Consider the following 18,341-nt stretch of genomic DNA (forward strand, 5'->3'; position numbering starts at 1 on the left):
GGCCTGTGTGGCATGATCCGCTGCCATGTCGTCGTTACCCGCACACGCGTGGTGGTCAAAAGCCGGTCGCCGTCTGCTCGTTGTCCCGCTCGCGTTGCTCGTGGCCGCGGGCGCCGCCACCGGGGCCGATGCCGTCACGGCCCGGACATCGGCATCGATACCGGCATCGGCACCGGCATCGATACAGGCGTCGGTATCGGCATCGGCACTCAAGGCCAAGGCCAGTACGCCCGAGGCCGCGACGCCCGATCGGCTTCGCTACGACGTGTCCCTGCGCGGCGACGCCGACGGCTCCCACTGGACGGGTCGGCAGCGGGTGTCGTTCCGCAACGCCTCCGATCAACCTCTGCGTGAGGTGTACGTACGCCTGTGGGGCAACGGCGACGACAAGTGCGGCACGCCGGGCAAGCCGTCCCCCGTCAAGATGTCCAAGGTGCGCGGTGGCACTCCGGGCCACCTCACCGTGAACTGCACCGCGCTGCCCATCACCCTGCCGAAGCCGCTCGCGCGCGGCGAGCGGACGGCCGTCTCCTTCGACGTGTCCATCACCGTGCCCGAGCGCAACGACCGCTTCGGCCGCGAGGGCGCGTTCCGCTTCCTGGGCAACGCTCTGCCGGTGCTCGCCGTGCACGACGCGAAGGGATGGCACCTCGACCCGTATGTGTCGACCGGCGAGAGCTTCTACGCCCTGGCGAGCGACTTCCGGGTCCGCATCGACCACCCGTCGACCCTCAAGGTCCCGGCGACCGGCCGCACTTGGACCCGCGACGGCAAGTCCGGGCGCACGGTCACGCACAGCGTCGCGCGCCGGGTGCGGGACTTCGCGTGGGCGGCGGGCCCGTTCCGTACGGCGACCGAGACCTCGCCCGGCGGTGTGCGCGTGAAGTCGTACTGGGCGCCGAACACGCCCGCGGCGGGTGTGCGCCTCAACCGCGAGGACGGCGTCGCCGCCGTCGACCGGTTCGGCAAGGAGTTCGGCCGCTATCCGTACGGCGAGATCGACTTCGTGATGACCAAGGAGTTCGGCGGCGGTATGGAGTACCCCGGCCTGGTCGTCCTCGGCACCACCGAGGAGGGCAGCGCCGTCGTCCACGAGGTGGCCCACCAGTGGTGGTACGGCATCGTGGGCAACGACGAGTACGGCGCGCCCTGGCTGGACGAGAGCTTCGCCCAATACGCCAACGCGCGCTTCTACGGCTGGGACACACGCGACTGCTGGTCGGACGTCTACTGGCCGAGCGACCGCACCGCGCTCACCAACTCGATGGCCTACTGGGCCGAGCACCGGGACGAGTACCACCTCGTCTACACGGCCGGCTCCTGCGCCCTGGCACGCCTGGAGCGCACCATCGGGGCCGACACCATGGCGCGACTCCTCAAGCGGTACGCCCGCAACCACTGGTACGGCGTCTCCACCACCGCCGACTTCAAGAAGGCCGCACAGTCCGTGACGGACAAGGACCTGGACCCCTTCTGGAAGCAGCACCGCATCCGGTGAAACCGCCAACGGCCTCGGCCTTCCGCCCGCTCGCGGAAGGTCAGTCGGGTACCCCTCCGGCCACCCTCGCCTCCCCGATGCGAGGGTGATCCAACCACCTCACCGATCATTCCGACAGGAGCTCTCGGAGACGGGGGCGACGCTCACGTCAGGCGTCGTCCGGGACGTCCGTCTCCATCAGCCGTTCCGCGATGTCGTCCGCCCATTCCAGGGCCCACCGGCGCAGGTTCGAGACGGCCCGCTCGTCGAGGCCGTAGGCGGCGAAAGCGGCGTCGTCGATCCACTCCGCGCCGGTGAGGCGGGTCTGGAGGTCGGTGAGGTCGAAGGTCTCGGGGGCGTGGCGGCGGCCGAGCTCTTCGAGTTCCGGCGGGCTCCAGCGGTCCGCGGCGGCGCGGACGTCGACGAGGTCCCGGGCGAGGCCGCGGTCGGCCAGGGCGCGGACCTTGGTGCCGACGACGTCTTCGAGGGAGAGGACCGGCCCGTACTCGGTCAGCACGAGCGGACGCCAGAGGGCCTCCTTGTACAGGTCGACCTCGCACGCTTCGCCGCTCTCCGGGTCCGTCACGATCAGTTGGGCGGCGAGCGGTTCTGTTTCCGGCACGCGTACCCGCCAGCCCCGTTCCACCAGGCCGGCGCTCACGGTGGCGGCGATCTTCTCCATCGCCTCGGGGCTCTCGGTGGCGAACTCGAGGTCCTGGCTGAGGCGGTCGACCAGGCCGTGTGCCTGGACGGCATAGCCGCCGGTGAGCGCGAGGGGGAAGGGGGCACCCACGGCGAGTACGTCGGCGAGCAGGCGGCGGTGCAGCTCCGTCAGGTTCACGCGACGGCCTGGTGGCTCACGCCGGGCATGTGCCGGGGCGACCTGGCTCGGCGGAGCTCGGAAACGGAGGACGGTGAGGCCATGCGGCGATTATCGCCCGAGGGCTTCGGCCGGGCTCGTCGTGGCGAGTGAGCGGCGTGCCGAGCCGGTGTCCGGGCCGACGAGCTGACGGGCGGCCGGGGCGGCGGGAGTCAGGAGTCAGGGACCAGCGGTCAGGGACCGGCGGTCAGGGACCAGCAGTCAGGGATGCGAACGGTGCTTGAGTTGCTGCTCCAGGCCGTCCAGGACCGCCTGAAGGCCGAACTCGAAGCTCTTCTCGGGTGCCGCTCCGTAGTCGGTGTCGGCGTAGGCGTCGATGCGGGCCCGCAACCGCGGGAACTGCCCCGCGATCTCCATCGCCTGGGTCATGGCGTCCTGGATCAGGTTCTGCGCGTTCTTGCCCCCATGGCTGAGGCGTCTGTCCACGGAAGCCGAGGCCGCCATGCCCAGGGCGTTGCCGAGTACGAACATGAAGACCGTGGCCGTCGCCTGGTCGATCTCCGCGCCGACGAAGCCGGCCTTCTCGTAGACCGCGAGGCTGTGGTCGTCGTGGCGGGACTTGTTCACCCCGTAGAGAGGCTGGGACGCGAAGGCCATCACGACCCACGGGTGCCTGGTGATCATCGCGTAGAGGTCGTTGGCCATCGCCGTGGCCGCCGTACGCCAGTCGACGGTGTCGAGGTCGGGCAGCCGGACCTCGTTCCACACCTCGTCACTGGCCAGGATGACGAGATTGTCCTTGTTCTTGACGTGCCAGTAGACGGCAGTGGCGGCGGAGTCGAGCCGCTTGCCCAGACTGCGCATGTTCAGGCCCTCTAGACCCTCGGCGTCCAGCAGCTCGATCGCGGCCTGAACGATGTGTTCGCGGGTCAACGTCTCACGCGGCATGCGACCCAGGCTAGATCAGATTCTCGGATTGCACAAAGTTCAAGCGGGTCGGTCATGTCGACGGGACAGCGGGTGTGAAGTAGCCACTTCCTGCGGCTCGTTCGGTATCTCGGATCGCGCGCGGCGGTGTCCGGACGGAAGCCGCAGGGCTCTTGACGGTGTGAATGTTACCGGTAACATCGGACCACGTGACCGAACCTTCCACCGGACAACGGGTCGCGGACGCAGACGCGGACGCCCGGTCGGCCGGCTCCCCGGACGCCGCCCCCGTCTTCAGCGCGGCGGCGGTGGTCGCGTCCTGCGTGGGGTTCGTTCTCATCGGTGCGCTCCAGGCCCTGTACGGGCCCGCGATCCCGGCGTTCCGGGAGGAGTTCGCCCTGTCACCGTCGGCCGCCGGGCTGGGGCTGAGCGCCCACTTCATCGGCGGCGTCGCGGGCGTGCTGCTCTTCGACCGGCTCTACGGGCGGATCGGCAACCGCCGGATCCTCGGCGGCTCGTACCTGCTGATGGCGTTGGGCGCGGCGGGTTTCGCGCTCGCGCCGAACTGGCCCGTCGGCCTGGCCATGGCCCTGCTCGCCGGTCTCGGCTTCGGCGGCATCGACTACGGCCTCAACCAGCTGTTCGCCGTGGGCTTCGGCCGCCGCTCGACCGCGATGCTGAACATCCTCAACGCACACTTCGGAGTGGGCGCCATCCTCGGCCCCGCGCTGATCGCGGCGGTGGGTTCCGAGCACTACCCCGCCGTCTTCCTCGGCTTCGCGCTCGCCAACCTGCCGCTGCTGCTGTGCCTCAAGGGCGTACGAGACCGGGCACCGCAGCCGGCCGACGCACCCCAACCGGGCCACGCACCCCAACCGGGCCACGCACCCCAACCGGCCGACGCGGCGCGGTCGGCCGACGCATTGCGACCGGAGGCCGGCGGCGGGTCGGTGCTCGGCCGCAGCCTGGGCTCCGTGCTCGCCGTGTTCGTCGCGCTCTACGTCCTGCATGTGGGCGTCGAGGCGGGCGTCGGCGGCTGGGAGCCCACGCACCTGGAGACGGTCGGCTACGGCGCGGGTGTCGCCGCCACCGCCACCTCCGTCTACTGGCTGATGATGACCGTCGGCCGCTTCCTGGTCGCGCCGATCGCGCTGCGTTTCCCGGCCCAGGCCATCATCACGGTCTCTTGCGCCGGCATGACGGCCTGTCTGCTGCTGGCCGCGGTGCCGGGGCTCGCCCCGTACGCGTACGCCGGTGTCGGTCTGTTCATCGCGCCGATCTTCCCGACCGGGCTGCCCTGGCTCCACAGCGCCGCCCCCGGGGCCCGCAGGGCGGGCGCGACGGTCATCGCCGCGTCCATGGCCGGGGGCGTCGCGGCGGGACCGGCGCTGGGCAAGGCGATCGAGTGGTCCGGGATCCGTGCCGTCCCGCTCCTGCTCTGCGCCGTCTCCGCGCTGTGCCTGGCCGCCACCCTCTGGCTCCGCCGCGCCACGCGTCCCACCGCACCGCCCCGCTGACCCAGGTCGAACACGCCACTACACGCCACTACACGCAAGTGCACGCCCGTACAGGCAGTACACGCCCGCACACGCCAGTAACCGTACGAAGGGAAATCCTCCGCATGCCCGCTCTGACGACGACGTCCGACGGTTTCCTGCTCGACGGCGAGCCGTTCCGGATCATCTCCGGCGCGATGCACTACTTCCGTGTCCACCCCGACCAGTGGGCCGACAGGCTGCGCAAGGCACGCCTCATGGGCCTGAACACCGTTGAGACGTACGTGCCGTGGAACCTCCACCAGCCCGACCCCGACAGCGCCCTCGTCCTCGACGGCATCCTCGACCTGCCCCGCTATCTGAGCCTGGCCCACGCCGAGGGACTGCACGTCCTGCTGCGCCCCGGACCGTACATCTGCGCCGAGTGGGACGGCGGCGGACTGCCCTCGTGGCTCACCGCGGACTCCGGCATCCGGCTGCGCAGCAGCGACCCCCGGTTCACCGACGCCTTCGACCGCTACCTCGACCTGCTGCTGCCTCCGCTCCTGCCGCACATGGCCGCCTCGGGCGGACCCGTGATCGCCGTACAGGTGGAGAACGAGTACGGCGCCTACGGCGACGACACCGCGTACCTGAAGCACGTGGAGCAGGGTCTGCGCTCGCGCGGCGTCGAGGAACTGCTGTTCACATGCGACCAGGCCAACCCCGAGCACCTGGCCGCCGGAAGCCTGCCCGGCACGCTCGCCACCGGCACCTTCGGCAGCAAGGTCGCCCAGTCGCTGGAACGGCTGCGCGCCCACCAGTCCGAAGGGCCCCTGATGTGCATGGAGTTCTGGATCGGCTGGTTCGACCACTGGGGAGAGCCGCACCACGTGCGGGACGCGGCCGACGCCGCCGCCGACCTCGACCGGCTGCTCTCGGCCGGGGCGTCCGTCAACATCTACATGTTCCACGGCGGCACCAACTTCGCCTTCACCAACGGCGCCAACCACGACCATGCCTACTCGCCCACGGTCACGTCGTACGACTACGACGCGGCGCTCACCGAGTCCGGCGATCCCGGTCCCAAGTACCACGCCTTCCGCGAAGTCATCGCCCGCCACGCGCCGGTCCCCGAGGAGCCGGTCCCGGCGCCGGCCGCCAAACTTCCGCCCACCGCCGTCGTCCTGGACCGCAGGGCCCCGCTGCTGCCGCACGCGCACGCCCTGTCCGGTCCCGCACGAGGGACCGCACGACAGCCCGTACAACGGACCGAGGATCCGGCGACCATGGACGAACTCGGTCTGCGGTCCGGATACATGCTCTACCGCACCACCGTGCCCCGGGGCGGCGACGGCCTGCTGCACTTCACCGGAGGGGTGGGCGACCGCGCCCAGGTCTTCGTGGACGGCGCCCCCGTCGGCGTACTCGAACGCGAACGCCACGACGAGAGCCTGCCGGTCAGGGTGCCCGGCCCCGGCGCCACCCTAGAGGTGCTCGTGGAGAACATGGGCGGCGTCAACTACGGGCCGCGCATCGGCGCCCCCAAGGGCCTGCTCGGCCCGGTCACCTTCAACGGCACGGCCCTGCACGGCTGGTACTGCCACCCCCTGCCCCTCGACGGCCCGGACAGCCTGAACGCGGTCCCCTTCGCGTCGTCCGACGCCACCACCGACTCCGTGCCCGCCTTCCACCACGGCACCTTCGACGTCCGCACCCCCGCCGACACCTTCCTGTCGCTGCCCGGCTGGACCAAGGGCCAGGCCTGGGTCAACGGCTTCCACCTCGGCCGCTACTGGAACCGCGGCCCGCAACGCACCCTGTACGTCCCCGCACCCGTCCTGCGCCCCGGCACCAACGAGCTCGTCCTTCTGGAGCTGCACGCCACCACCGGCACCCGCGCGCTGCTCACCGACGTCCCCGACCTCGGACCGGTGCAGCCCTGATGACGTCCCCGATGACTCCTCGGACGACACCCTCGACTACACCTCGGACGACACCCCCGCGCGTTTCCCTGTCCGGCGCGCCGGTCGCCGACGCGCTCCCGCACCTCCTGCGCGTTCCGGCCCCCGCCGCACCCCCGCTGACCGGCCATCTGCCGTTCGCCGACGCGCCGGGCGTGCCCGACCCGATCGAGGTGACCAGCCGCTACCTCACGCGCGGCGGCCGCCCCTGGTTCCCGGTCTCCGGGGAGTTCCACTACACCCGCTACCCCGCCGGGCAGTGGGAGGAGGAGCTGCTGAAGATGAAGGCGGGCGGCGTGACCGCCGTCGCCAGCTACGTCATCTGGATCCACCACGAGGAGGTGGAGGGCCGCATCCGCTTCGACGGCGACCGCGACCTGCGGCGCTTCGCCGAACTCTGCGCCCACCACGACCTGGACTTCATCCCCCGCATCGGCCCCTGGTCCCACGCGGAGGTCCGTGGCGGCGGACTGCCCGACTGGCTGCTGGCCCGCCCCTGCACACCCCGCACCGACGATCCCGCGTACCTGGACCCCGTACGGACCTGGTACGCGGCCATCGCCGGGCAGCTGCGCGGCCTGGACCGCGCCCACGGCGGCCCCGTCGTCGCCATCCAGATCGAGAACGAGCTCTACGACCAGCCCGGCCATCTGCTCACCCTCAAGCGGATGGCCCAGGAGGCCGGGCTGAGCGCGCCGCTGTGGACGTCGACAGCCTGGGGCGGGGTCCAGCTCCCACCCGATGAACTCCTTCCGCTGTACGGCGGCTACCCGGAGGCGTTCTGGACCGAGGCGGACGGCGGCTGGCCCGACACCTGCCGCAAGCACTACTTCTTCACCCACCAGCGGGACGACGAGGGCATCGGCGCCGATCTGCGCCCGACGACCGTGCGCGGCGGCGACCCGATGCTTCTCGCCGAGCGATTCCCCTGGGCCACCTGCGAGTTGGGCGGTGGCATGGCCGTGGCCTACCACCGCCGGCCGCGCGTCGAGCCCGCCGACATCGGGGCGCTCGGCCTCACCAAGATCGGCTGCGGCTCGGTGTGGCAGGGCTACTACATGTTCCACGGCGGCACGAACCCGGCCGGGGAGCTGACGACGTTGCAGGAGTCCCACGCCACCGACTACCCCAACGACCTCCCGGTTCTGACGTACGACTTCCAGGCGCCGCTCGGTGAGTACGGCCAGTACCGGCCCTCGTACCACGAACTGCGCCTCCAGCACCTGCTGCTCGCCGACTTCGGCCACCTGATCGCGCCCATGCGGTCCGTGCTTCCGGAGCGGCAGCCCTCGGGGCAGGGCGACCGCGACACCCTGCGGTGGGCGGTGCGCAGCGACGGCACCTCGGGCTTCCTCTTCGTCAACAACCACCAACCGCACGAGCAGTTGCCGGACCACCCGCACACGTCCTTCAAGGTGGAACTGCCTCAACTGCCTCAACTGCCTCAACTGCCTCAACTGCCCGAGCCGCCTGAACTGCCCGATGCCACGGCCGCGTTGACGCTGCCGAGCACCCCCGTGACGGTCCCCGAGGGCGCGTACTTCTGCTGGCCGCTGCGCCTCGACGTCGACGGCCTGCGGCTCGACTGGGCCACCGCGCAGCCGGTGTGCCGCATCGACGACGGGGGAGGACGTACGGTCCTGGTGCTGGCTGCCACCGACGGCATCACCCCCGAACTCGCCCTGAGCGCACGAACCGTGGCGTCCGTCAGCGCTCCCTCCGGGGACATCACGCGCGTCGACGACCCGGATCCCAGGATCCTGATCACCGGGCTGCGCCCCGGCACCGACGCCCTGGTCGAAGTGGACACGGCGGACGGGGGACGGGTCGGCCTGCTGGTCCTGGACGCGGTGACGGCGCGTACCGCCTACCGGGGTGTCGCATGGGGTGCCGAGCGGCTCGTGCTCTGCCGTGACGGCGTGGTCTTCGACCACGACGAGGTACGCGTGCACAGCTCCGCGGCGGAGCCCTCGTTCGCGGTCCTGCCGGCGCCGGACCGGGCGCCGGTGGTGGCTGGGGCGTCCGTGCGGGAGGCGGCGGACGGGGTACTCACCCGCTACTCGGTTCTGCCCGACGCCGCCCCGCTCGGCAGTGAGTCCGGTGACCGGGGTTCCAGCGGCACGCCGACGGTCACCCCGGTCCGGCCCGCGGGCCCCGCACCCGAGACCGTGACGGGCCCGCTCGGCCGGGCGAGCGTCCCCGCGGACCGGCACTTCGACGCCACCGCGGCCGAGTACCGCGTGGACGTACCGGACGCACTCCTGCGCCGGCGCGAGGGAACCCTCCTGCGCGTTCACTGGACCGGCGACGTGGCGCGCGCGTACGTGGGAGACACCCTCGTCGCCGATCAGTTCTTCTCGGGGCGGGTCTGGGACATCGGCCTCGACCGGCTCCCCGCCGAAGCCCTGCGCGCCCATGGTCTGCGGCTGAGGGTGCTGCCCCTGCACGCCGACGCGCCGGTGTACGTGCCGCGAGAGGCGGGCGGCGGAACGGCCGCGGGAACGGCTACTGTCGGGCACGCCGAGTGGGTGACCAGCCGCTGCTGGGTGACCCGACCTGGATGATCAGGCCACCGAGACGATGCCGCGACGATGCCGAAGAAAGCGCGACCCATGAATGCAAGCGCCCCTGACGGCCCCGCTCCCAAGGGACGCGGCCGCAGCCGACGCAACTTCGCGGGAGCGCGCCCGGTGATGGATGACGTGGCACGCCTGGCCGGTGTCTCCAAACAGACCGTTTCACGCGTACTCAACGACAATCCTGCCGTCCGTCCCGAGACGCGTGAGACGGTGCTGGACGCCATGCGCTCGCTCGGTTACCGCCCGAGCCGCAGCGCGCGCTCCCTGGCCAGCGGCCGGACCAGGATGCTCGGCGTGATCTCGTTCGACGCGGCGCGCTACGGGCCCGCCTCCATCCTGACCGCGATCAACACCGCGGCCCAGAGGGCCGGTTACCTGGTGAGCTCCATCGCCCTCGACACGGCGGAGCGGGACACGGTGGTACGCGCCGTGAACCGTCTGTCGGCCGAGGGCGCGGACGGAGTGATCGCCATCGCTCCGCAGCACTGGGTGAGAAAAGCCCTGGCGGAAGTCCGTCTCGACACGCCCCTGGTGGTCCTGGAGAACGACCTCGGCGACGGCACGCCACTGGTCACCGCGGACTCCTGGACCGGAGCCCGCAAGGCCACCGAACATCTGCTGCGCCTCGGCCACCCCACCGTCCGGCACATCGCGGGCCCGACCGGCTGGACATCCGCCGACCTACGGGCGGAGAGCTGGCGGGCGACCCTGCGGGCGGCCGGCGCGGAGGTGCCCGAGCCCCTCATCGGTGACTGGAGCGCCGACTCCGGATACGAGCTGGGCCGCCGCCTGGCGGAGCGCCCGGACGTCACGGCGGTGTTCGCCTCCAACGACCAGATGGCGCTCGGCGTGCTGCGCGCCTGCCACGAAGCCGGACGCCATGTCCCCGGCGACGTGAGCGTCGTCGGCTACGACGACATCCCCGAGGCCGCCCATCTGCTTCCCCCGCTGACCACCGTACGCACCGACTTCGCCGAGATCGGTAGGCGCTCCCTCCAGCTTCTCCTGACCCAGATCGACGGCCCGCCCGGCCCACCGTCCGGGTCGCCGTCAGGGCCGCAGTCCGGGCCGCAGTCAGGCCCGCGGTCCGGTCCCGTCGTGCCTGTCGAACTCATCATCCGCCGCAGCACCGGCCCGGCACCGGGCTGACGGAGCCGACGGGCTCCGCCACGTTCCCCGGCTACGACGCGAGCCAGTCGGTCACGAGCCGGTTGACCTCCTCGGGGCGTTCCTGCTGAATCCAGTGGCCGCAACCGTCGAGGATGTGCGAAGAGTCCAGACCGGGCAGGGTGCGGGGGAATTCCTTGATCGCGTCGGCCAGCCAGCTGGTGGAGGCGTCCAGGGAACCGCCCACGAACAACGAGGGCTGGGTTATGGAGGCGCCGTCGTAGTCGGCCAGGTCCTCCCAGTCCCGGTCCATGTTCCGGTAGCGGGCCAGGGCTCCGCTCAGTCCGGTGCGCTCGAACTCCTCGGCGTACACGTCGAGGTCACGCTCGCCGAGCCAGGACGGCAGCCGGCCCGCGGGGAAACGGTCGCGCATCCTCGCGCCGCGACTGACGAAGTGCGGGGCGGGCGCGCCCGGCGCGGGCATGGTGTCGGCGGACAGGGCGGCGTAGAAGCCCGAGAGCCAGCCGCGTACGTCGGGCTCGATCTCCGCCTCGGCGCGGCCCGGTTGCTGGAAGTAGGAGACGTAGAACTCGTCCTCTCCAGCCATCTGCGCGAAGATCTCGCTCGGCCTGGGGCCGCCGCGCGGGGTGTAGGGCACGCTGAGCAGCCCGACCGCACGGAAGACATCGGGCCGGAGCAGCGCGGAGTTGGCGGCGATCGCCGCGCCCCAGTCGTGCCCTATGACCACCGCGTCCCGCTCGCCCAGAGCGTGGACCACGGCGACGTTGTCCTCCACCAGGTCCAGCATCCGGTACGCGTGCACCGCGTCGGGCTTGGAGGAGCGCCCGTAGCCGCGGACGTCGACGGCCACCGCGCGGTAACCGGCCGCCGCCAGCGCGGGCAGTTGATGGCGCCACGAGTACCAGGACTCCGGGAACCCGTGCACCAGCAGGACGAGCGGCCCGCTTCCCTGCTCCACCAAGTGGATGCGGCCGGCCGGTGAGGGCACCAGACGGTGGGTGAGATCGGCGGCTGACGTCTTCGGCATGGGTCCTCCCGGGCGTGTGCGGATCACCACCAGTGATCGTGCAGCAGGCGACACGGCGCCTGCGAGCCCCATTGCCGATGCGGCAAAAGTCCGGGCGCACACCGGAGTTGAGCCGACCTCCGCCAGGTGGCGCACGTCTGAGGCGTCCAAGTGGGAGGGTGGATGCCTCGATGAGGCGCGCGGCGTCGCCGGGAGTGACCGGCGCGGTGTGGACTCCGCCGGCGCCGGGAGGGGGGCGAGCATGGGCAACTGGGTCGTGATCGCGCAGTACGACTACGGTGACTCCTACGTGACCAATATCATCCGTGATGGGCTGGATACGAGGGACCAGGCGCTGGAGGAGCTCCGAGCCGCCGTCCACACCTATCTGCCGAGGAAGGGGATCGTCGAGAGCTGGCGCCGGGTGTACCGCTTCGACGACCGCGCGTCGTACCTCGTACTGATCAAGGGGATGACGTCGCGTTGGTATTGCACCCTGCGCGTCGCGGAGTTGGTGTCGGACTCGACCGACCCGGCTGACGAGCCACAGGACCGGGTGCCGCCCGGCTGACGCCCTCTCACGCAGGAGACGGCTCCCTTTGCTTGTCTTTGCTTGCCTTTGCTTCACGTTGGTTGGGCACCGAAAATTTGTGCAGGACAGTGGGCGTGGTCGCTCCGAGGCAGCTGAGCAGCTGTGGCGGCCGGATGGCAGGCGCGCACACGGGGGTCGGAGTGGCGGATCATGTCGCGGTGTCCACGACTGAACTGCGGGAGATCAGCCGGTCGGTGGCGAAGCTGAAGTCGCACTTCGAGCATGCCAAGGACCTGGTCGACTCCTACGACGCGGACATCGGATCAGGCGATGTGGCGGACGCGCTCGACGACTTCGCGGACGACTGGAAGAAGAAGCGCAAACAGCTCTGCGACGGCCTGGAGTTCCTCGGCAAGACTGCCGGCACGGCGGCCAAGGCCTACGACGGCATTGACCAGCATCTCGCCGAGACCTTGCAGAAGTCCCAGCCGAAGAAGAGCGGCGAGGGCAAGTGAGCGACGACTTTTCGGGCGTCGACTGGCAGACCGCCCGTTACGACGACAAGGAATTCACCCCGGGCGACCCCTACGAGGTGGCCCGGCTCGGCAAGCGCATCGCCGACACGGCCACCCTGATACAGGAGCAGGCCACCCGGCTGCACAACCTCGTCGACGGCAACGGCTGGGACTCCGACGCCGGCCGGGAGTTCCAGAAGAAGACCGAGGACACGGTCGGACTGCTCACCAAGTCGCACCAGCGGTACGCGGCCGCCGCCGACGCCCTCGGCTCCACAGTGGGACCCGCACCCGTCGACGACCATGTGAAGGCGGACTGGGCCACCGCCCTCGAACACGCACAGAATCTGGTCCGCGCCGCCCTGAAGAAGGCCAAGGCCGCCGACGCGGACAGCAGTCGCTACCAGAACCAGATCGACCACCATCCCGGCCACGACGACCACCCCGACAAGCAGAGGCTGCAGAAACAGAAGGAGTCCGCCGACGGGGATCTGGAGGACGCCAAGTCCGACCTCCGGCAGGCGCTGTCGTACCGGGACACCCAGGCCGCTCACGTGAAGTCGGCCATTCACGACTCGGTCGACCACGACGGGCTGAAGGACCCCGAGCACCACTGGTGGGACAGCGTGGAGGACTGGATCGCCAAGATCGGCCATTGGGCGGGCGTGGCCGCGGCCATCCTCGGTGTGCTGGCCCTCGTACTGAGCTGGGTGCCGGTCCTCGGTGAGGTTCTCGCCGCGCTGGCCCTGGTGGCCTCGGTGGTCGCGCTGGTGTGTGACACGATTTCGGCTCTGGACGGCAAGGGCACCTGGCTGGACGTCGCCATCGACGCGATCGGTGTGCTGTCCTTCGGTGCCGGCCGGGTCCTCGGCACCGCGGCCAAGGAAGCGTCCGTCGCCGCACGCGGGGCCTCCGCCGTCAAGGACGTACAGCTGGCGCGGGAGGTCGGGCTGAACCCGGAGGCGGCCCGCGGACTCGCCGAAGCTCTTTCCGGCATCAAACCCGGGCAGATCGGCAAGGCGCTGGCCGAGGGGCCGAGTGAACTCCTGCCGCAGATGCGGTCGGTGGTCAAGGAATCCCTGAACGCCAAGGCGTTCCTGGACGACATCAGGATCGCCGCGGGCACCCTGCCCGGCGAGGAAAGCCTTGTCACCGCGGGCGCCCCCAAGATGGCGCAGATCGCCGACTCCTCGTTCAAGAGCATGGCGGGTTACGGCAAGGCCCTCTTCATCGGCAGTCAGACCCTTCCGCTGGCGGCCGGCTGGTCCAACCTGGCACCGGTCGCCGACGGCGAGTCGTGGCTCACCGGGCCGGACGCCTGGGGCGGGGTCAAGGAGATTCCGGGGCTCGGGGCCGGCGGAATCCCCTTCTACAACTGGCGTTGGAGCACTCCCGGGGACGGCGGCTGACCCGGTAGGCCGTCGGACAGCGCAGATCGACAGCTCAGGGCGACACCACACAGCGACACCCCAGCCCGAGGAAAAGCACAAGGAAAAGCACAAGGAAAGCCAGGACCACGTGGCGAGCGAGGACGAGCAGTCCGTCGACGATATGTTCGCGGAGTTGCCGGAGGACGGGCGGCGGACGCTGGAACAGATCGGCATGGGGCTGCCGGAACTGCGCCGCATGGCCGCCGGTGAGGGCGGCATGCGGCAGGTACGCGGCATCCTGTCCGAGTTCACCGCCAAGGCCGATCCGCGACAGCCCGGCGGCGACGAGGGGCCGGCACAGCGAACCGCCGTGTGGCCGTGGCTGCGACTGCTCCTGGCGGCCGTCGCCGGATTCGTCGTGTGCGAGCTGTCCACCCTCGTGCTGGGCGGCGTGCTCTCCCTGTTGGTGGGGGTCCTCTGCGGAGTGGGCGTCATCTTCGCGGCGCTCGGAACCCGGGAGTCGCGCGGGGGTCTGGTCCTGCGGTGGCTCATGGTGGCGGCGTACTACGTCCTGATCTTCGTCGCTTCCTACACCACCCAGGAGTGGTACATGCAGCTGCGCGGAGTGGAGCAGACGGTCACCATCACCGCGCCGAGCCACCAGTGGGCCCACGGGACCCGCCAGACGTACTGCAGGGTCCGGTTGCCGGACGGTTCCGTCCACCAGGTCTTCCGCAACAGGGAGGACTGCGCCGACCGGGTCGGCGCCAAAAGTACTGCCGTCGTCGACTCGTCCGGCCGCTTCCGTCCCTTCCTCGGCTCGAAGTCCGACATCGGCGACACCGCCGAGACCGCCGTGTCCCTGGGCGCGGCCGCCGTACTGGTCCTGGCCCCGGCGGGCGCCGTGGCCATGGGCCGGGTGCCTCCGGTGCGGCGGAGCCGAAACGACCGAGCGAGCGGAACGGCGGCATGACGAGCGGCATGACGAACCCCTCCCACGCGGACACGGTCACCGACGGCCCCGCGAGACGGCCGGCACGGACCGCACCGCCCTCCGACTACCGGATAGCGGTACCGGACGGCTGGGAGCGCCTGGTCCTCGACCCCGACCGCTGGGGACCCCGGATCGACAAGCTGGTCAATCGAGGGCTGCGCAGGACCGGGGCGACCCCGCAGCTGAAGGTCGCGCTCGCGGACCGGATCCGGGAGCAAGCCGAGGCCGCGCACGCGGGCGGCGGGGTGGAAATGTACCTCGTCAACCAGGTCATCGGCCAGGTGCCGGTGTCCGCCGGGCTGGTCGTCACCGTCCTGCGGCCCCCGCCGGGCACCGCGGCCGGCGGACTGTCCGACATAGGTCTGTCCCTGGGGGCACGCGGCGCCGACGTCACGATGGTCGACCTGCCCGCAGGCCCGGCCGTACGCCATCTCTACCGTCAGCAGCCCGCCCCCGACGATCCGGACGGCAACAAGCTGCCGCTCACGCACCTGGACCTCTACCTCGCGGTGCCGCACAGCGAACAGCGGCTGCTGCTCTCGTTCTCCACTCCGATGGAGCCGCTGGCACAGGCGCTGGTCACTCTCTTCGATTCGATCGCCCGCACTCTGCAATGGATGGCCTGATGCCCGAGTTCTCCGCCTCCACGGTCAGCATGCGGGCGCCGGACGACGCCGTCTCCCTGCCGGTGCGTGAACTGGTCGACCTGGACGCGTGGGCCACGGACGCGGCCCGGCTGCGCGTGGGCCCCGAGGGGGACGAGCGGCTGATCGAGGCGCTCGCCACCGAACTGCGCGAGGCCGCCGAGGACTCGCGCCGCCGCGGACCGGTCACCGCGCTCTCGTACGTCCCCGAACCGCGGTTGGGGGAGCTGGCCCGCATCGAACTGTCGGCGCTGGCCGCCGACGACACGTATCCCACGATGACCGTCGAACTGCTGCACCGCTATCTGGCCGCCCCGACGGACATCTCGTTCCGGCCGCCCGAGGCCGAGCTACGGACGCTGCCCATCGGCCCGGCGGTCCGGGTACGGCATGCGTACGTCCAGGACGCCGACCGGCAGGGGACGGGCACCGTCATGGAGACCTGCGCCTACGGGATCTGCCCGGACGACAAGTGGGGCCTGGTGCTGCTCACCTCGTGGCGCGCCCTCGCGCACACCGACGCCCTGTGCGCGCTGACGGATGACCTCGCCCGCACGGTCACGGTGACTTCGCAGAGCTGAGGCCACATCGGTAGCGGACCCTCAACTCGCTTGTGGTGGTGAACGGGCGCGGGTCACAAAGGCGGTCGGACCCATTGACTTCCGCTTCTGGGCGGCCCTAATTTCAGCGCCTGCAAGTTCGGTAGGTCGATTAACGTCCGATATTTCGACAAGAGTTCGCGGTCAGGGCCGACTCTGGTGTTCCCTCGGAGGAAAAACACATGCCACTCCAGTCACTCGCAACCGGCCTGAGACGCCGGTGCAGGGACGCCGCGGTCCGCGCGCTCGTGGTAGCGACGGTGGCCGCGGCCGGGCTCGTGGGCATCCAGCGGGAAGCCCCGGTCGACGCCCCGGCCGACCTCGGCCGAGTGCAGCCCGTGGCGGTGACGTCGAATCAGATCGCGGTGCCTTCCGCGCCGATGGGCTGGGCGTCCTGGAACACGTTCGCCGCCAAGATCGACTACAACGTGATCAAGGCGCAGGTCGACGCGTTCGTCGCGGCCGGACTGCCGGCGGCGGGGTACAAGTACATCAACCTCGACGAGGGCTGGTGGCAGGGAACCCGCGACGGCCAGGGCAACATCACCATCGACGAGTCCGAGTGGCCCGGCGGCATGAGCGCGATCGCCGACTACATCCACAGCAAGGGACTCAAGGCCGGTATCTACACCGACGCCGGCAAGGACGGCTGCGGCTACTACTTCCCGACGGGCCGCCCGGCGGCGCCCGGCAGCGGCAGCGAGGGCCACTACGAGCAGGACATGCTCCAGTTCTCGAAGTGGGGCTTCGACTACGTCAAGGTCGACTGGTGCGGCGGTGACGTCGAAGGACTCGACGCGAAGACCACGTACCAGGCCATCAGCGACGCGGCCGCGAAGGCCTCGGCCACCACGGGCCGCCCGCTGACCCTCTCGGTCTGCAACTGGGGCAAGCAGAACCCCTGGAACTGGGGCGCCGGCATGGCCGCCCTGTGGCGCACCAACACCGACATCATCTTCCACGGCAACTCGCCCTCGTGGGACAGCATGCTCGCCAACTACGACGCGAACGTGCACCCCACGGGCCAGCACACCGGCTACTACAACGACCCCGACATGCTGATGGTCGGCCTGAGCGGCTTCACCGCCTCCCAGAACCGCACGCACATGAACCTCTGGGCGGTCTCGGGTGCGCCGCTGCTCGCGGGCAACGACCTGTCGCAGATGAGCGCGGAGACCGCCGCGATCCTCAAGAACCCCGAGGTCATCGCCGTCGACCAGGACCCGCGCGGCCTCCAGGGCGTCGAGGTCGCCGAGGACACCTCCGGCCTGCAGGTGTACAGCAAGGTCCTCGCCGGCACCGGCAAGCGGGCCGTCGTCCTGCTCAACCGCACCGGCAGCGCGCAGAACATCACCGTCCGCTGGTCGGACCTGGGTCTGACCGACGCCTCGGCGACCGTCCGCAACCTGTGGACACGGGCCAACGTCGGTAACTTCAGCGGCAGTTACACCACCAGCGTCCCCGCGAAGGACTCGGTGATGCTCACGGTCACCGGCGGCACCGAGGCGTCGAGCAGCACGTACGAGGCCGAGTCCGCCGACAACACCAAGGCCGGCTCGGCGGCCGACGCCGCCTGCTCAGGCTGCTCCGGCTCCACCAAGGTGGGCAGCGTCGGCAACGGCGCCGCCAACACCCTCCGGTTCAACGGCGTCGTGGCGGGCGCCACCGGCACCAAGGTCGTCGACATCGCCTACACCAACGGCAGCGGCGCGACCCGTACCGCCGTACTCAAGGTCAACGGACAGACGCCCACCACGGTCGCCTTCCCGCCGACCGGATCGTGGTCCACGCCCGGCACCGTCTCGGTCGAGGTGTCCCTGGCCAAGGGCTCCACGAACACCCTGACGTTCTCCAACGCCTCCGCCTGGACACCCGACTTCGACGCGATCCAGGTGCGCCCGCTGCCCGGCACGAACGGCACCCAGATCGTCGGCCAGCAGTCCAACCGCTGCCTCGACATCGACAACAACACCCTCGTCAACGGCACCCAGGCACAGCTGTGGGACTGCGCCGGCGGCTCCAACCAGTCCTGGACGTCCACCACGCGCAAGGAACTCGTGGTCTACGGGAACAAATGCCTGGACGCCTACCAGGCGGGGACGACCAACGGTACGAAGGTCGTCATCTGGGACTGCAACGGCGGCAACAACCAGAAGTGGAACGTGAACGCCGACGGCACCATCACCAACGTGAACGCCAACCTCTGCCTGGACGCCTACAATGCGGCAACAGCCAACGGCACCAAGATGGTTCTGTGGGCCTGCAACGGCGCGTCCAACCAGAAGTGGACACGGCAGTAGCCCGCAAGCCG

Annotated in this window: 15 protein-coding genes; 12 read left to right on the top strand and 3 right to left on the bottom strand. The window is 70.5% G+C overall.

Annotated elements, in window-relative coordinates; translation table 11 throughout:
- Window positions 1-25 precede the first annotated feature (25 nt).
- Complete coding sequence (locus FE633_RS09995; protein ID WP_138044761.1) at window positions 26-1,498, top strand: M1 family metallopeptidase; 1,473 nt, start codon at window positions 26-28, stop codon at window positions 1,496-1,498.
- Window positions 1,499-1,646: 148 nt separating this feature from the next.
- On the opposite strand, the gene FE633_RS10000 is transcribed toward FE633_RS09995, so the two are convergent.
- Together FE633_RS10000 and FE633_RS10005 are read right to left on the bottom strand one after the other, a co-directional pair.
- Complete coding sequence (locus tag FE633_RS10000; protein ID WP_138044762.1) at window positions 1,647-2,318, bottom strand: nucleotidyl transferase AbiEii/AbiGii toxin family protein; 672 nt, start codon at window positions 2,316-2,318, stop codon at window positions 1,647-1,649.
- A 240-nt stretch (window positions 2,319-2,558) separates the two neighbouring features.
- Complete coding sequence (locus tag FE633_RS10005; protein WP_138044763.1) at window positions 2,559-3,245, bottom strand: TetR/AcrR family transcriptional regulator; 687 nt, start codon at window positions 3,243-3,245, stop codon at window positions 2,559-2,561.
- Between the two features lie 188 nt (window positions 3,246-3,433).
- Between FE633_RS10005 and FE633_RS10010 the strand changes: the two genes are divergently transcribed.
- The 4 genes from FE633_RS10010 to FE633_RS10025 all read left to right on the top strand — a co-directional run bounded on the left by FE633_RS10010 (window position 3,434) and on the right by FE633_RS10025 (window position 10,391).
- Window positions 3,434-4,741: an MFS transporter gene (locus FE633_RS10010; protein WP_246113533.1), complete on the top strand. Its 1,308-nt coding sequence runs from the start codon at window positions 3,434-3,436 to the stop codon at window positions 4,739-4,741.
- 104 nt (window positions 4,742-4,845) lie between these two features.
- Entirely contained in the window at window positions 4,846-6,645 is a 1,800-nt protein-coding gene (locus FE633_RS10015) for a glycoside hydrolase family 35 protein (RefSeq protein ID WP_138044765.1), read from the top strand.
- 11 nt (window positions 6,646-6,656) lie between these two features.
- Window positions 6,657-9,227, top strand: coding sequence for a beta-galactosidase (locus FE633_RS10020; RefSeq protein ID WP_138044766.1), 2,571 nt, complete (start codon window positions 6,657-6,659; stop codon window positions 9,225-9,227).
- A 48-nt stretch (window positions 9,228-9,275) separates the two neighbouring features.
- Window positions 9,276-10,391: a LacI family DNA-binding transcriptional regulator gene (locus FE633_RS10025; RefSeq protein ID WP_138044767.1), complete on the top strand. Its 1,116-nt coding sequence runs from the start codon at window positions 9,276-9,278 to the stop codon at window positions 10,389-10,391.
- Between the two features lie 31 nt (window positions 10,392-10,422).
- Here FE633_RS10025 and FE633_RS10030 read toward each other — a convergent pair whose 3' ends face one another.
- Window positions 10,423-11,397 (bottom strand): alpha/beta fold hydrolase, encoded by a 975-nt coding sequence (locus FE633_RS10030; RefSeq protein ID WP_138044768.1) that lies wholly within the window; start codon window positions 11,395-11,397, stop codon window positions 10,423-10,425.
- Window positions 11,398-11,638: 241 nt separating this feature from the next.
- Here FE633_RS10030 and FE633_RS10035 point away from each other — a divergent pair, with 241 nt between their 5' ends.
- From FE633_RS10035 to FE633_RS10065, 7 genes are all read left to right on the top strand, one after another.
- Entirely contained in the window at window positions 11,639-11,947 is a 309-nt protein-coding gene (locus tag FE633_RS10035; protein ID WP_138044769.1) for a hypothetical protein, read from the top strand.
- Window positions 11,948-12,126: 179 nt separating this feature from the next.
- Complete coding sequence (locus FE633_RS10040; RefSeq protein WP_138044770.1) at window positions 12,127-12,423, top strand: hypothetical protein; 297 nt, start codon at window positions 12,127-12,129, stop codon at window positions 12,421-12,423.
- A complete protein-coding gene (locus FE633_RS10045; protein ID WP_138044771.1) occupies window positions 12,420-13,832 on the top strand; it encodes a hypothetical protein in 1,413 nt (470 codons plus the stop codon). The genes FE633_RS10040 and FE633_RS10045 overlap by 4 nt, the downstream gene beginning before the upstream one ends.
- A 109-nt stretch (window positions 13,833-13,941) precedes the next feature.
- On the top strand, window positions 13,942-14,766 hold the full coding sequence (locus FE633_RS10050) for a hypothetical protein (protein WP_138044772.1): 825 nt from the start codon (window positions 13,942-13,944) through the stop codon (window positions 14,764-14,766).
- A gap of 8 nt (window positions 14,767-14,774) precedes the next feature.
- The gene (locus FE633_RS10055; RefSeq protein ID WP_138044773.1) at window positions 14,775-15,413 is read left to right on the top strand and encodes a hypothetical protein; all 639 of its coding nucleotides are present in this window, start codon (window positions 14,775-14,777) and stop codon (window positions 15,411-15,413) included.
- Window positions 15,413-16,012 carry a hypothetical protein gene (locus FE633_RS10060; RefSeq protein WP_138044774.1) on the top strand — a complete coding sequence of 200 codons (600 nt, stop codon included), beginning with the start codon at window positions 15,413-15,415 and terminating at the stop codon, window positions 16,010-16,012. The genes FE633_RS10055 and FE633_RS10060 overlap by 1 nt, the downstream gene beginning before the upstream one ends.
- Window positions 16,013-16,212: 200 nt before the next feature.
- Window positions 16,213-18,330, top strand: coding sequence for an RICIN domain-containing protein (locus FE633_RS10065; protein WP_138044775.1), 2,118 nt, complete (start codon window positions 16,213-16,215; stop codon window positions 18,328-18,330).
- The last annotated feature ends 11 nt before the right edge of the window (window positions 18,331-18,341 follow it).

The organism is Streptomyces montanus, assembly GCF_005786655.1.
Lineage (GTDB): Bacteria > Actinomycetota > Actinomycetes > Streptomycetales > Streptomycetaceae > Streptomyces > Streptomyces sporangiiformans.

What these genes read in the sequence shown, in the direction of transcription:
- FE633_RS09995 (WP_138044761.1), top strand. Translation starts at nt 26, where the DNA reads ATGTCGTCGTTACCCGCACACGCGTGGTGGTCAAAAGCCGGTCGCCGT.
- FE633_RS10065 (WP_138044775.1), top strand. Translation starts at nt 16,213, where the DNA reads ATGCCACTCCAGTCACTCGCAACCGGCCTGAGACGCCGGTGCAGGGAC.
- FE633_RS10055 (WP_138044773.1), top strand. Translation starts at nt 14,775, where the DNA reads ATGACGAACCCCTCCCACGCGGACACGGTCACCGACGGCCCCGCGAGA.
- FE633_RS10005 (WP_138044763.1), bottom strand. Translation starts at nt 3,245, where the DNA reads ATGCCGCGTGAGACGTTGACCCGCGAACACATCGTTCAGGCCGCGATC.
- FE633_RS10030 (WP_138044768.1), bottom strand. Translation starts at nt 11,397, where the DNA reads ATGCCGAAGACGTCAGCCGCCGATCTCACCCACCGTCTGGTGCCCTCA.
- FE633_RS10015 (WP_138044765.1), top strand. Translation starts at nt 4,846, where the DNA reads ATGCCCGCTCTGACGACGACGTCCGACGGTTTCCTGCTCGACGGCGAG.
- FE633_RS10025 (WP_138044767.1), top strand. Translation starts at nt 9,276, where the DNA reads ATGAATGCAAGCGCCCCTGACGGCCCCGCTCCCAAGGGACGCGGCCGC.
- FE633_RS10060 (WP_138044774.1), top strand. Translation starts at nt 15,413, where the DNA reads ATGCCCGAGTTCTCCGCCTCCACGGTCAGCATGCGGGCGCCGGACGAC.
- FE633_RS10020 (WP_138044766.1), top strand. Translation starts at nt 6,657, where the DNA reads ATGACTCCTCGGACGACACCCTCGACTACACCTCGGACGACACCCCCG.
- FE633_RS10035 (WP_138044769.1), top strand. Translation starts at nt 11,639, where the DNA reads ATGGGCAACTGGGTCGTGATCGCGCAGTACGACTACGGTGACTCCTAC.